Genomic DNA, 12,866 nt, shown 5'->3' on the forward strand with positions numbered 1-12,866 from the left:
CGGTGGGGTACGGCTGTTCGGGGCTCCGCCGCGAGCCTACCGGCCTGCCGCCCGCGCCCGGCCCCCTGCCCGGAAACGCAGAACCGCCCGCCCCTGCACGGGCAGGGGCGGGCGGGAGGATCCGCGGGGGATCGGAAGGAAGGGTCAGACCTTCGGCGTGGGACCGGCGGGGGTCGGCGACCCGCCTTCCCCGGCCCCGGCCGGAGCGCCGTCGGAAGCGGCGGCCTCCGCCGCCTTCCGCTCGTCCGCCGCGGCGCGGATGCCGCGCCACGCGGACTCGGCCGCCTGCTGTTCCGCTTCCTTCTTGCTGCGGCCGGTGCCGGTGCCGTACGAGACACCACCGACGCGGGCGGCAGCAGTGAAGGTCTTCTCGTGGTCCGGACCGGTCTCGGTGACCAGGTACTCGGGCACGCCAAGGCCTTCGGCGGCCGTCAGCTCCTGGAGACTGGTCTTCCAGTCCAGGCCGGCCCCGAGGTTGGAGGACTTCTCGATCAGCGGGTCGAAGAGCCGGTGCACCAGCTCCGAGGCCGCGTCGAGGCCCTTGTCGAGGTAGACCGCGCCGATCACCGCTTCCAGGGTGTCGGCGAGGATGGAGGCCTTGTCCCGGCCGCCCGTGCCCTCTTCGCCCCGGCCGAGCCGGATGAAGGAGCCGAGGTCGAGGCCGCGCCCCACTTCCGCCAGAGCACGCGAGTTCACCACTGCGGCCCGCAGTTTGGCCAGCTGGCCTTCCGGCAGGTCGGGGTGGGTGTTGTACAGCGTGTCCGTGACCACCAGTCCGAGAACGGAGTCCCCGAGGAACTCCAGACGCTCGTTCGTGGGCAGGCCGCCGTTCTCGTACGCGTACGAGCGGTGGGTCAGGGCACGCACCAGAAGGGCGGACTCGAGTCGATACCCGAGCCGCCCTTCCAGAAGCGTGTGGGACGAGGCCGCGTTCTTACTGTCTGCCTGCTCTTCAGCGTTGGACAGCTCAGACATTGCGCCTCTCACCAGCCGCTCAGACCTCGAGGACCTGGCGCTTGTTGTAGGTGCCGCAGCTCGGGCACGCGATGTGCTGCTGCTTCGGCTCCTGGCAACGCTCACACGAAACCAGGGTGGGGACCGCAGCCTTCCACTGCGACCGGCGGTGGCGCGTGTTGCTGCGCGACATCTTCCGCTTCGGAACAGCCACGGCTACTTCTCCTGCTTCTCGGCGGCGCTCTGAACGTCGTCAGATGCAGTGCCGCTCATGTTGTCCTTCTCGCCGTCCTGATCGGTCCCGACGAGTTCCTGCAAAGCCGCCCAACGGATGTCGACGGCGTCGTGGTGGTGCTCCGGGTCGTCGTTCAGGCTGGCACCGCACTGCGGGCACAGTCCGAGACAGTCCTCCCGGCACACCGGCTGCAGCGGCAGTGCGAGCACCACCGCGTCACGCAGCACGGGTTCGAGGTCGAACAAGCCGTCCTCGAGGTAGAGCGTGTCCTCGTCGTCCTCGGCGTCGTCGGCCGGCTCCGCCTTGGGGCGGCCCCGGTCGTCGGCGTCAGGGTACGAGAACATCTCCTGGAAGTCCGCGTCGATCTCGCGACCGACGGGCTCCAGACACCTTACGCACTCCCCCTCGGCCGATGCACGGACGGTGCCTGTGACGAGCACCCCTTCCATGACCGACTCCAGACGGAGTTCCAGCTCCAGCGGAGCGCCTTCCGGCACTTCGATGACGCCGGCGATACCGAGGTCCGCCGGAGCCGCGATCTCGCGGGACAGCCGCTGCATGGCACCAGGACGCCGACCCAGCTCGTGCGTGTCGAACACGAGGGGGTTGCGGTGGTCGAGGCGGGTGTTCAGGGCCGTTCCTGCTTTCACAGATCGCTGAAGATCAAGAATTCCGCCGCTCAAGGGCAGCAGGGATCGCGACGCATACGCGCGACCGAACAGCCAGGATACCCGGCGCTCCGCCCTGAGCCCAATCCGGGTTCAGCGACCCTGTTCGTACCCGCGGAGCTGGTCCAGGTTGATCATGCCCGTGTCGAAGAAGCTGGTCTCGTCGAGCGCGCCCTGCTGCGGGCGTCCCGTCCCTGCCGCCGCCCCCTGCTGCCCGTAGGCCGCGTACGGGTCGGACTGGCCGCCGTAGGCCGCCGCGTACGGGTCCGGCTGGGCCGGGGGCTGCTGCTGGTACCCGTACGGGTCCCCGTAGGACGGCGCGGCGTAGGCCCCTGCGGTGGGGTCGCCGCCCGGAGCGGGATAGCCGTCCTGCGGGCCGGGCTGCTGCCCGTAGCCGTACGCGTCGTAGGCGGGCTCCGCCGCGGCCTGCGCCGGGATCAGGGGGGCCGGGGCCCGGAGGGGCTGCTCCGGCTCGGCCAGGCCCGCCAGGAAGTCGGCGTCGCTGGTCGACCGGGACTGCGGCACGCCCGCGGCGTCCTGGGCGGCGACGTGGGCGCCCAGGTCGTCCGAGGGCACCTGGCCCAGGAGCTTCTGCCGGCCGCGGCCGACCGCCTCCAGGGTCTTGCTGAGCACCGCCTCGAAGGTCGCCAGCTTGGTGTCCACGTACGTGTCCGCCTGCCGGCGCTGGGTCTCCGGGTCGGCGCTGGGCTCGGGGGCGTCCGCATCCGGGTAGCCGTGCTCGTCCAGCCCGGGCCCGCGGCCGAGCAGCTTCTCGCGGCCGCGGTCCACCGAGCCGATGGTCTTGGTGAGCACGACCTCGAAGTTCGCGAGCTTGCTGTCGACGTAGTCGTCGGCCTGCGCGCGGACCTCCGCGGCCTCCTGGTGCGCCTCGGCGAGGATCCGGTCCGCCTCCTCCCGGGAGCGGCGCGCGACCTCGGTGTCGGAGATCAGCGTGCCGCGCTGGTGGTGGGCGGACTCGATGATCCGTTCCGCCTCGCGCCGGGCCTCCTCGACCATCTGCTCGCGGCCGCCGATGAGCTCCTGCGCCTGCGCCAGCGAGCCGGGGAGCGCCTGGCGCACCTCGTCGAGCAGGGCGAGCAGCTCGGCGCGGTTGATCACGCAGGAGGCCGACATGGGCATGGAGCGGGCGCTACCGACGGCCGCGACGATCTCGTCGAGCTTCTTCTGCACGTCCATGGGGGCTCGCAGTTCCTCGGCCTCGGGCAGGTCCCGAGACGGACGGGACGACTGTAAGCCCACGGGGGCGGCGCCGGACACCGGCTGAGGCCCCGTCAGCCGGTCAGCGTTCGGCGAGCCTCGCGGTCAGTGCCGCGTGCACGTGCGGGGGGAGCAGGTGGGAGACGTCTCCGCCCCATGTCGCGACCTCCTTGACCAGGGAGGACGACAGGAAGCTGTAGGTGGGGTTGGTGGGCACGAACAGGGTCTCGACGCCGGTGAGTCCGATGTTCATCTGCGCCATCTGCAGCTCGTAGTCGAAGTCGCTGACGGCGCGCAGCCCCTTGACGATGGCGGGGATGTCGCGCTGCTTGCAGAAGTCGACGAGCAGTCCGTGGAAGGACTCGACCTCGACGTTGCCGTACGCGGCGGTCGCCTCGCGGAGCAGCTCGATCCGCTCCTCGACGGTGAACAGCCCCTTCTTCGACTGGTTGATCATGACGGCGACGTGGACGACGTCGTACAGCCGGGAGGCCCGGCCGATGATGTCGAGGTGTCCGTTGGTGACGGGGTCGAAGGACCCCGGACAGACGGCGCGGCGCAACTTGGTCCCCTTGCTCTCAGGAGCGGTCATCATGACTCTTCGCTGGTGAAGACGGCGCGGCCGTACCACAGGGTGCCTTCGCCGTACTTGCGGGAGCGGAGCGGCTCGAATCCCTCGGGCCACGGGAACGCGCCGCTCCTGGTGCCGCGCTCCACGGTGACGAGCGCGTCGTCCGTGATCCAGCCGTTGGCGCGGAGTGTGAGCAGGATCTCGCCGAGATCGCCGTGGCCCACGGCGTACGGCGGGTCCAGGAAGACCACGTCGTACGGCTCCCCGCCGGCGGGGACGGCCACGATCTGCTCAGCCTTGCCCGCGCGGAACTCGGCGCCGGGCAGGCCCAGGCTCTTGATGTTGTCCCGGATCACCTTGCCGGCCCTGGCGTCGGCCTCGACGAGCAGGGCGTGCTCCGCGCCGCGGGAGAGGGCCTCCAGGCCGACGGCGCCGGAGCCGGCGTACAGGTCGAGCACCCGGGCCCCTCCGACGCCGTGCAGCGACTCCCAGGTGGAGAACAGGCCTTCGCGCATCCGGTCCGAGGTCGGCCGGGTACCGGTACCGGGCGGCACGGCCAGCCGTCGCCCGCCGGCGGTGCCGGCGATCACGCGGGTCATCTGGGGTCCTTCACTACGGCGATCACAGCGCCTCCACGATATGCCGTGCCTCCCGGCAGTTCCGCCCGGCCCTCGCCCGGCCCGCTCAGCCCTTCTCCAGGTACTGCTCGCGCTCGGCGTCGAGCAGGGCCTCCAGGGCGCCCCGGAGACCGGGGAGCCCCTCCAGTTCCGGGTCGGCGGCGACCACGCGGGTGGCCTCCTCGCGGGCCTGGGCGATGACCTCCTCGTCCTCGATGACCGCGAGCATCCGCAGGGAGGACCGCACGCCCGACTGGGCCTGGCCGAGCACGTCGCCCTCGCGGCGCTGTTCGAGGTCGATCCGGGAGAGCTCGAAGCCGTCGAGCGTGGCGGCGACGGCGGCCAGCCGGGCCCGGGCGGGGCTCGCCTCGTGCATCTCGCTGACCAGCAGGCACAGGCCGGGGGCGGAGCCGCGGCCGACGCGGCCGCGGAGCTGGTGGAGCTGGGAGACGCCGAACCGGTCCGCGTCCATGATCACCATGGCGGTGGAGTTCGGGACGTTCACGCCGACCTCGATGACGGTGGTGGCCACCAGCACCTGGACCTCGCCGGCGGCGAAGCGCCGCATGACGTCGTCCTTGTCGGCGGGGTCCATCCGGCCGTGGAGCACCTCGACGGACAGCCCGGCCAGGGGGCCGCGGGCCAGCTGGTCGGCGACCTCCAGGACGGCTAGCGGCGGCCGCTTCTCGCTGTCGTCCTCCGGGGACGGCTTCTTCTTGCGCTGGTCGGCCTGGTCGATGTCGTCGCCGATGCGGGGGCAGACCACGTACGCCTGGTGGCCCGCCTCGACCTCCTCGCGGACCCGCTCCCAGGCCCGGGTGAGGAAGTGCGGCTTGTCCTTGGCGGGGACGACGTGGGTGGCGATCGGGGAGCGGCCCGCGGGCAGCTGGTCGAGGACGGAGGTCTCCAGGTCCCCGAAGACGGTCATCGCGACCGTGCGCGGGATCGGGGTCGCGGTCATCACCAGCAGGTGCGGCGGTTGCTTGCCCTTGGAGCGCAGCGCGTCCCGCTGCTCCACGCCGAAGCGGTGCTGTTCGTCGACGACGACCAGACCGAGGTCGTGGAACTGGACCTTGTCCTCGATGAGGGCGTGGGTGCCGATGACGATGCCGGCCTCGCCCGTGACCAGGTCGAGCAGGGCCTGCCGGCGCGCGGGTGTGCCCATGGAGCCGGTGAGCAGGACGACCTTGGTGCCCTGCTCGGAGCCGCCGAGCATGCCGCCCTCGGCGAGTTCGCCCATCATCTCGGTGATCGAGCGGTGGTGCTGCTGGGCGAGGACCTCGGTGGGCGCGAGCATCGCGGCCTGCCCGCCGCTGTCGACGACGGCGAGCATCGCCCGCAGCGCGACCATCGTTTTCCCGGAGCCGACCTCGCCCTGGAGGAGGCGGTGCATGGGGTGTTCGGTGGCCAGGTCGGCGAAGATCTCGCGGGAGACGGTCTGCTGGCCCTCGGTGAGGGTGAACGGCAGCTTGGCGTCGAAGGAGTCGAGCAGACCGCCGGGGGCGGGGCGCCGGGGGACGGCCGGCAGCTGGGAGTCCGCGTGCCGGCGGCGGGCCAGGGCGGTCTGCAGGACGAAGGCCTCGTCCCACTTCAGGCGCTGCCGGGCGTCCTCGATGTCGGCCTTGGTGCCCGGCCGGTGGATCTTCAGCAGGGCCTCGTGGAGCGGGACCAGGCCGCGGCCCTCGCGCAGGGCGGGCGGCAGCGGGTCCACGGCCTCCGCCGCCCGCGGCAGGACGGCGTCGACGGCCTTGGCGATCTTCCAGGACTCCAGTTGCTTGCAGGCCGGGTAGATCGGGATGAGCTTGCCGGCGAAGGCCGCGGCCGCGTCGGACTCGCCCGCGTCGGCGCCGAGCGGCTCGTAGGCGGGGTGGGCCAGCTGGAGCTTGCGGTTGAACAGCGAGACCTTGCCCGCGAACATGGCGCGCCGGCCGGGCAGCAGCTCCTTGTGCGGCTTGTGCACGCCCGCGCCGAAGAACACCAGCTGGAGCCTGCCGTTGCCGTCGGTGATGGTCACTTCCAGGCGCTTGCCGCGACCGCCGTTGAAGGTCAGGATCCGGGCGTCGGCGACCTGGGCGACGACGGTGACGTGCTCGTCGAGCTGGTCGGTGAGCCCGTCCAGCGAGGTCAGCTCGCCGCGCTCGGCGTACCGCCTCGGGTAGTGGTGGAGCAGGTCCAGGGCCGTGTGCAGGCCGAGCTGCTCGGCCAGCACCTTGGCGGTGGCGGGGCCGAGCGTCTTCTTGAGGTCTTCGTCGAGCGCGGGCACCTGTTCATTGCACACCATGGCGCCGACAAGACGGCTATTCGACCCCGATCAGCAGGGGTGCCGAGTGGCGGCCGCCCCGGTAGACGACGGTGTCCACGGCCAGGTGCCCGTGCTGGACGTACGCCTCCAGCCGTGCGGCGAGGGCGTCCGGCGCCTGCGGCCCGAGGACGAGGGTGACGAGTTCGCCGCCGGAGCCGAGCATCCGCTCCAGGACCGCCTCGGCGGTGTCGGCGAGGCCGGAGCCGATGACGGCGACGTCGCCGTCGATGAGCCCGAGCACGTCGCCGGCCTGGCAGATCCCGGCGGAGGTGAAGGACTGCCGTTCGGCGACGGCGAGTTCCGCGTAGCGGGTGGCGCCGGCGGCCGCGGTCATGGCGACCACGTCCTCGTCGAAGGTGGCCTCCGGGTCGTGGACGGCGAGCGCTGCCAGGCCCTGGACCGCGGACCGGGTGGGGATCACCGCGACCCGCACGCCGTCGGCGCGGGCCCGCTCGGCCGCGGCGGCCGCGACCGCGCGCTGGTCGGCCCCGCCGGGCAGCAGCACCACCTCGCGGGCGTGGGCCCGTCGGACGGCGTCGACGAGCTCGCCGGGGTCGGGGGCCCGTCCGGGCGGGGTGAGCACGGTGGTCGCGCCGGCCTCGGCGCACAGGCCGGCCAGGCCCTCGCCGGGGACCACGGCGACCACGGCCCGCTGGGCGCGCTCGACGCGCGCCGCCCGGCGCCGCTCGTCGCCGAAGTGGGTGATGCGGATCCGGTAGGGCCGTCCGGCGACGACGCCGGCCTCCACGGCGGCTCCGGGGTCGTCGACGTGGACGTGCACGTTCCACAGCCGGTCGCCGCCGACCACGACGAGGGAGTCACCGAGGCCGTCGAGTCGCCCGCGCAGCGCCGCCACCGCCTCCTCGGCGGCCTCCAGCAGGTAGACCACCTCGTACGCGGGCCCGCCCGGCTCGTCGTGGGCGTCGCAGGGCCGCTGCTGCTGCGGTACGGACGCGGGTGCGGGCCCGGCGGCCCGGCCGCGGGGCGTCTCCGCGGCCGGCGGCTCCTGCCCGGACAGCGCCTGCCACAGCGCCCCGAGCACCGCGACCAGCCCGCAGCCCCCGGCGTCGACCACCCCGGCCCGGCCCAGCTCGGCCAGCTGCCGGGGGGTGTCGTCGAGGGCCGCGCGCGCCCCGTCGTAGGCGGCCCGGGCCACGTCCGCGACGCTCCCGGCGGCCGCGCCGGCGGCTTCCGCGGCGGTCTCGGCGGCCCGCGCCGCCGCGGCGGCCACGGTGAGCATGGTCCCCTCGACGGGGTGTGCGACCGCCTCGTACGCCTCCTGCGCGGCCCTGGTCAGGGCCTGGGCCAGCAGCCGGTCCGGCCCCCGCCCCGCGGGCTCGTCGTCCAGGACGTCGGCCACCCCGCGCAGCAGCTGGGCCAGGATGGTCCCGGAGTTGCCGCGGGCGCCTATGAGCGCGCCGTGCGCCCAGGCCCGTACGGCCTGGCCGAGGGAGGCGGCGGTGCCGGCGGCGTCCAGGGCGCGGTCGGCCGACTCGGCGGTCAGGTAGAGGTTGGTGCCGGTGTCCGCGTCCGCGACCGGGTAGACGTTGATCGCGTCGATGTCCTCGCGGGCCCGGTCCAGCGCGGCCAGGGCCAGCGAGCTCCAGGTGCGCACCGCTGCGGCGTCGAGCTCGTCGGGGGGCTGCGGCTGCGGCTCGTGCGGCACCGGGCGTTCCTCCTTGTGCGGGCCAGGGTTCACCGCAGGGTAACGAAGCGTCTCCGGCAGTCGGGGACCGCGGGGCGGGCCCGGCGGCGGCCATGGTAGTTTTCTTGGACGGCAGCAGTCGTTGTATGCTGCTCCGGTTGCCCGATGAGAATCGGGTTTATCCCCCGGCAAACCACTTCAGATTTCTGATCCGGTGCGCCGGATTTCACTGTAAGTGCATCTGAAGTCTTTGGAGTGACCTGTGGCTGCCAACTGCGACGTTTGCGGCAAGGGGCCGGGCTTCGGCAACAACATCTCGCACTCGCACCGCCGTACGTCCCGTCGCTGGAACCCGAACATCCAGCGCGTGCGTGCCGTGGTCAGTGGGACGCCGAAGCGCCTCAACGCCTGCACCTCGTGCATCAAGGCCGGCAAGGTCTCGCGCTGACGCGTCCCGTCGTCGTAGCGCAGCCCTTTCCGGTTGCTCGGAAGGCCGGTCCACCTAGTGGACCGGCCTTTTGCCTTGCCCGGCCGTGTGCCGTCCGGGGAGCCCGCCGCATCACGTGATGCGGCGGGCTTCCGTACGTCGCGGGGCCGGCGGGCGGTCTCAGCTGCGCCACTGCCAGGCGTGGTCGACCGGGCCGATGCCGCCGCCGAGTGCGAAGCCGGCCGCGATGGCACCGGTCACGTACTCCTTGGCCTCCATGACGGCCTGCGGCACGTCCTGTCCCTTGGCGAGTCCGGCCGCGATCGCGGCGGCGAGGGTGCAGCCGGTGCCGTGGGTGTGCAGGTTGTCGTGGCGCGGGGCCCGCAGCCACAGCTGCGTGTCGCCGTCGGTCAGCAGGTCGGCTGCCTCGCCGCCGTGGGCGGCCAGGTGCCCGCCCTTGATCAGGGCCCACTCGGGCCCGAGGGCGAGGACGGCGCCGGCGGCCCGCCGCATGTCGTCCTCGCTCTCCACGACCAGGCCGGTGAGCTGCGCCACCTCGTCCAGGTTGGGTGTGGCCACGGTGGCCCGCGGCAGCAGCTCCCGTCGTACGGCGTCCAGGGCCGAGGGGGCGAGCAGCGCGTCCCCGTGCTTGGAGACCCCGACGGGGTCCACGACGGCGGGGGCGTCCGTACCGGCCAGCAGTTCGGCGACGGTTTCCACCAGGGCGGCGGAGGAGAGCATCCCGGTCTTCACCGCCCGGACGCCGATGTCGTCGACGACGGCCCGGTACTGGGCGGTGACGGCCTCGGCGGGCAGTTCCCATACCCCGTGCACCCCGAGGGAGTTCTGCGCGGTCACGGCGGTCACGACGCTCATCCCGTGCGCGCCGAGGGCAAGCATGGTCTTGAGGTCGGCCTGGATGCCGGCGCCACCACCGGAGTCCGATCCGGCAACGGTCAGGCAGAGCGGTGGCGCGTCGCTCATCGGGGCATCTCCTCGGAGGACGGGTCGGAGCCGAAGTGGTCCCAGCCGCCGGTGCTGGTCCAGGGCGCCCCGTCCACGGTCACCTGGGGCAGCGCGGACCGGTTCAGCACCTCCCCGATGACCTTCCAGCGGGCGGGCAGCTTCACGTCGGGCGGGAAGGTCGCCACGATGGCGTGGTCCTCTCCCCCGGTGAGCACCCACTGCAAGGGGTCGACGCCGACCGCCTGCCCGATGTCGTGCATCTGCGTCGGGATGTCGACGGCCGCCGAACGCAGGTCGATCCGCACCTTGCTGGCCTCCGCGATGTGCCCGAGGTCGGCGATCAGGCCGTCGCTCACGTCGGTCATCGCGGTCGCGCCGAGCCCGGCCGCCGCGGGGCCCGCGTGGTACGGCGGCTCGGGGCGCCGGTGCGCCTCGACGAAGGCCCGCGGGGAGCGGAAGCCGCGCTTGAGGACCGCGTAGCCGGCCGCGGACCAGCCGAGCCAGCCGGTGACGGCGACGACGTCGCCGGGCTGGGCGCCGGAGCGCAGCACCGGCTCGTGGTTGCGCAGGTCACCGAGGGCGGTGATGGAGACGGTGATGGTGTCGCCGCGGACGACGTCCCCGCCGACCACGGCCGCTCCGGCGACCTGGCATTCGTCGCGCAGGCCGTCCATCAGCTCGGTGGGCCAGGTGACCGGCAGCTCGGCCGGGACGACCAGGCCGAGCAGGAGCGCGGTCGGTACCGCGCCCATGGCGGCGATGTCGGCGAGGTTCTGCGCGGCGGCCTTGCGTCCGACGTCGTAGGCCGTGGACCAGTCGCGCCGGAAGTGCCGGCCCTCCAGCAGGATGTCCGTGCTCGCCACGACCCTGCGGTCGGGGGCCGACACCACCGCGGCGTCGTCGCCCGGCCCGAGCCGGACCGCCGGGGTGGTGGTGAGCCGTGAGGTGAGCTCCCGAATGAGCCCGAACTCCCCCAGCTCGCCCACAGTGCCCTTCATCGCTGTGCCCCTTCTTGCCCAGTCCGCTTGCGGTCGCGCCCCGTCACAGCTCTGGGTACCGTCAACTGATACGTCAACTTCTGCTCTTCGTACGCCCCGCTGTGCGTGGCACCGATCACCCGGGTCTCCCCGTGGTGCACGGCGACGCGGTACCGTGGCGTCCCTTCTTCCCCGGGCCCGCCCGCTGTCCACGGGCCCATCCTGAGGTTAGGGGAATCGATCCTCGTGGCCGCTCTGGAGGTTCCGTGGTACAGGCGTACATCCTCATCCAGACCGAGGTGGGCAAGGCGTCGTTCGTCGCCGAGTCCATCAGCCAGATCCCGGGGGTGATCCAGGCGGAGGACGTGACGGGCCCGTACGACGTGATCGTGCGCGCCCAGGCGGACACCGTCGACGATCTCGGCCGGATGGTGGTCGCCCGCGTCCAGCAGGTGGAGGGCATCACCCGCACCCTGACCTGCCCGGTGGTCCATCTGTAGCCCCCGTCTACTCTTGGCCGGTGATGTCACTGCACCGCCGGCCGCTCCGTGTCCGTGTGCCCGCTCTGTCCGCCCTGGTCGCGGCAGCCGCCCTCGCGGGCTGCTCCCCGGGCGGCAGCGCGGCCCGGGTGGACCCGCCGCCGACACCGCCCGCCGACGTCGCCGGGTTCTGTGCGGCGCTGCACGAGGAGCTTCCGGAGACGGTGGCCGGTCTGGAACGGACTCCCACCGACCCGGAGTCCGGTCTGACCGCCGCGTGGGGCGGCTCGGCGATCGTACTGCGGTGCGGTATCCCCAAGCCCGCCAAGATGGCCGATCCCAAGCAGGAAGGCGTCCACGTGAACAAGGTGGCCTGGCTGCTGGAGAAGCTCGACGACGGCTCCTTCCGGTTCACCACCGGGATGCGGCTGGCGTACACGGAAGTGCGGGTCGACAAGGAGCACGCCGTGGACGCGGGGATGCTGGTCGGGCTGTCCGACGCCGTGGCCAAGACCGTTCCTGAGGGGATCTCCTCGTACTGACACACCGACCGCCCGCCGGGAATCCCGGCGGGCGGTTTCGCGTGTGCGGGCGGGCGTGCCGTGCCGCGGGCCGCGGCTAGCGCAGCCCGGTGGAGCGGCGCAGGGCCGCCTGGATCAGCCGGTCCACCAGCTCCGGGTAGGAGATGCCCGTCTCCTGCCACATCCGCGGATACATGGAGATCGGCGTGAAACCGGGCATGGTGTTGATCTCGTTGATGACGAAGGTGCCGTCCTCGGTGAGGAAGAAGTCGGCGCGCACCAGGCCCTCGCAGGAGGCGGCCTCGAAGGCCTCGACCGCGAGCCGCTGCACCTCGGCGGTCTGCTCCGGGGTGAGCGGGGCGGGCACGATGCCCGCGGCGGAGTCGATGTACTTCGCCTCGAAGTCGTAGAAGTCGTGGCTGGAGACCGGCGGGATCTCCGCGGGCGCGCTCGCGCGCGGCCCGTCCTCGAACTCCAGCACGCCGCACTCGATCTCGCGGCCGCGCAGCAGCGCCTCCACGATGACCTTCGGGTCGTGGCGGCGGGCCTCGATGATCGCCGCGTCCAGCCCGGAGGCGTCGTCGACCTTGGTGATGCCGATGGAGGACCCGGCCCGGGCGGGCTTGACGAACAGCGGCCAGCCGTGCTCGCCGGCGAAGTCCAGGATCCGGGCCTTGGCGGCCTCCGCGTCGGCCTCCCACTCGCGGGGGCGGACGGTCAGGTACGGGCCGACGGGCAGGCCGAAGGAGGTGAAGACGCGCTTCATGTACTCCTTGTCCTGGCCGACGGCCGAGGCCAGGACGCCCGAGCCGACGTACGGGACGCCGGAGAGCTCCAGCAGGCCCTGCAGGGTGCCGTCCTCGCCGTACGGGCCGTGCAGCATCGGGAAGACGACGTCGACCTCGCCCAGCGCCTTGGGAACGGCGCCCGGCTCGGTGTAGACGACCTCGCGGCTGGCCGGGTCGACGGAGAGCACGACGCCGCCCTCGTCGGACTCGGCGAGCTCCGCGACGCTCGGGAGCTTGCGGTCGGCGATGGCCATCCGCTCGGGCTCGTCGGCGGTCAGCGCCCATCGCCCGTCCGTGGTGATGCCGATGGGCAGCACCTCGTACTTGGAGCGGTCGATGGCACGCAGCACGGCGCCCGCCGTGACGACCGAGATGGCGTGTTCCGAGCTGCGGCCGCCGAACACGACGGCCACGCGGGGCTTGCGGCCCTGCTGCTCAGGGGTCTGGGGGAGGTTCTCGCTGCTCATATCGCCACGAGGGTACCCGTTCAAACGTCCG

Annotated in this window: 14 protein-coding genes; 3 read left to right on the forward strand and 11 right to left on the reverse strand. The window is 72.7% G+C overall.

Going from position 1 to position 12,866, the window contains the following annotated elements; translation table 11 throughout:
• Window positions 1-144 precede the first annotated feature (144 nt).
• The 8 genes from rnc to ACZ4VL_RS13195 all read right to left on the reverse strand — a co-directional run bounded on the left by rnc (window position 145) and on the right by ACZ4VL_RS13195 (window position 8,231).
• Window positions 145-975, reverse strand: a complete 831-nt coding sequence (gene rnc / locus ACZ4VL_RS13160; RefSeq protein ID WP_361095199.1) for a ribonuclease III — start codon at window positions 973-975, stop codon at window positions 145-147.
• A gap of 19 nt (window positions 976-994) precedes the next feature.
• Window positions 995-1,168, reverse strand: a complete 174-nt coding sequence (gene rpmF, locus ACZ4VL_RS13165) for a 50S ribosomal protein L32 (protein WP_026165248.1) — start codon at window positions 1,166-1,168, stop codon at window positions 995-997.
• Between the two features lie 2 nt (window positions 1,169-1,170).
• Window positions 1,171-1,839 (reverse strand): YceD family protein, encoded by a 669-nt coding sequence (locus ACZ4VL_RS13170; RefSeq protein WP_385849194.1) that lies wholly within the window; start codon window positions 1,837-1,839, stop codon window positions 1,171-1,173.
• A 111-nt stretch (window positions 1,840-1,950) separates the two neighbouring features.
• Window positions 1,951-3,054: an ATP synthase subunit B family protein gene (locus ACZ4VL_RS13175; RefSeq protein ID WP_468199185.1), complete on the reverse strand. Its 1,104-nt coding sequence runs from the start codon at window positions 3,052-3,054 to the stop codon at window positions 1,951-1,953.
• A gap of 103 nt (window positions 3,055-3,157) precedes the next feature.
• The gene (gene coaD / locus ACZ4VL_RS13180) at window positions 3,158-3,637 is read right to left on the reverse strand and encodes a pantetheine-phosphate adenylyltransferase (RefSeq protein WP_468199230.1); all 480 of its coding nucleotides are present in this window, start codon (window positions 3,635-3,637) and stop codon (window positions 3,158-3,160) included.
• A gap of 29 nt (window positions 3,638-3,666) precedes the next feature.
• The gene (gene rsmD / locus ACZ4VL_RS13185; RefSeq protein WP_468199188.1) at window positions 3,667-4,245 is read right to left on the reverse strand and encodes a 16S rRNA (guanine(966)-N(2))-methyltransferase RsmD; all 579 of its coding nucleotides are present in this window, start codon (window positions 4,243-4,245) and stop codon (window positions 3,667-3,669) included.
• Between the two features lie 85 nt (window positions 4,246-4,330).
• Window positions 4,331-6,544 carry an ATP-dependent DNA helicase RecG gene (gene recG / locus ACZ4VL_RS13190; protein WP_468199190.1) on the reverse strand — a complete coding sequence of 738 codons (2,214 nt, stop codon included), beginning with the start codon at window positions 6,542-6,544 and terminating at the stop codon, window positions 4,331-4,333.
• Window positions 6,545-6,560: 16 nt separating this feature from the next.
• On the reverse strand, window positions 6,561-8,231 hold the full coding sequence (locus ACZ4VL_RS13195; protein WP_468199193.1) for a DAK2 domain-containing protein: 1,671 nt from the start codon (window positions 8,229-8,231) through the stop codon (window positions 6,561-6,563).
• Between the two features lie 241 nt (window positions 8,232-8,472).
• Here ACZ4VL_RS13195 and rpmB point away from each other — a divergent pair, with 241 nt between their 5' ends.
• Window positions 8,473-8,658 (forward strand): 50S ribosomal protein L28, encoded by a 186-nt coding sequence (gene rpmB, locus ACZ4VL_RS13200; RefSeq protein ID WP_064070327.1) that lies wholly within the window; start codon window positions 8,473-8,475, stop codon window positions 8,656-8,658.
• A gap of 159 nt (window positions 8,659-8,817) precedes the next feature.
• Here the strand turns inward: rpmB and thiD are convergent, their stop codons facing one another.
• The gene (gene thiD, locus ACZ4VL_RS13205; RefSeq protein ID WP_468199195.1) at window positions 8,818-9,621 is read right to left on the reverse strand and encodes a bifunctional hydroxymethylpyrimidine kinase/phosphomethylpyrimidine kinase; all 804 of its coding nucleotides are present in this window, start codon (window positions 9,619-9,621) and stop codon (window positions 8,818-8,820) included.
• The gene (locus ACZ4VL_RS13210; protein WP_468199197.1) at window positions 9,618-10,601 is read right to left on the reverse strand and encodes a thiamine-phosphate kinase; all 984 of its coding nucleotides are present in this window, start codon (window positions 10,599-10,601) and stop codon (window positions 9,618-9,620) included. The genes thiD and ACZ4VL_RS13210 overlap by 4 nt, the downstream gene beginning before the upstream one ends.
• Window positions 10,602-10,846: 245 nt before the next feature.
• Here ACZ4VL_RS13210 and ACZ4VL_RS13215 point away from each other — a divergent pair, with 245 nt between their 5' ends.
• Window positions 10,847-11,080 (forward strand): Lrp/AsnC family transcriptional regulator, encoded by a 234-nt coding sequence (locus ACZ4VL_RS13215; protein ID WP_179172577.1) that lies wholly within the window; start codon window positions 10,847-10,849, stop codon window positions 11,078-11,080.
• A gap of 56 nt (window positions 11,081-11,136) precedes the next feature.
• Window positions 11,137-11,601 (forward strand): DUF3515 family protein, encoded by a 465-nt coding sequence (locus ACZ4VL_RS13220; protein WP_468199199.1) that lies wholly within the window; start codon window positions 11,137-11,139, stop codon window positions 11,599-11,601.
• A gap of 76 nt (window positions 11,602-11,677) precedes the next feature.
• On the opposite strand, the gene ACZ4VL_RS13225 is transcribed toward ACZ4VL_RS13220, so the two are convergent.
• Window positions 11,678-12,835, reverse strand: a complete 1,158-nt coding sequence (locus ACZ4VL_RS13225) for a D-alanine--D-alanine ligase family protein (RefSeq protein WP_468199201.1) — start codon at window positions 12,833-12,835, stop codon at window positions 11,678-11,680.
• Between the last annotated feature and the right edge of the window lie 31 nt (window positions 12,836-12,866).

The organism is Streptomyces sp. NPDC029014 (assembly GCF_055564695.1).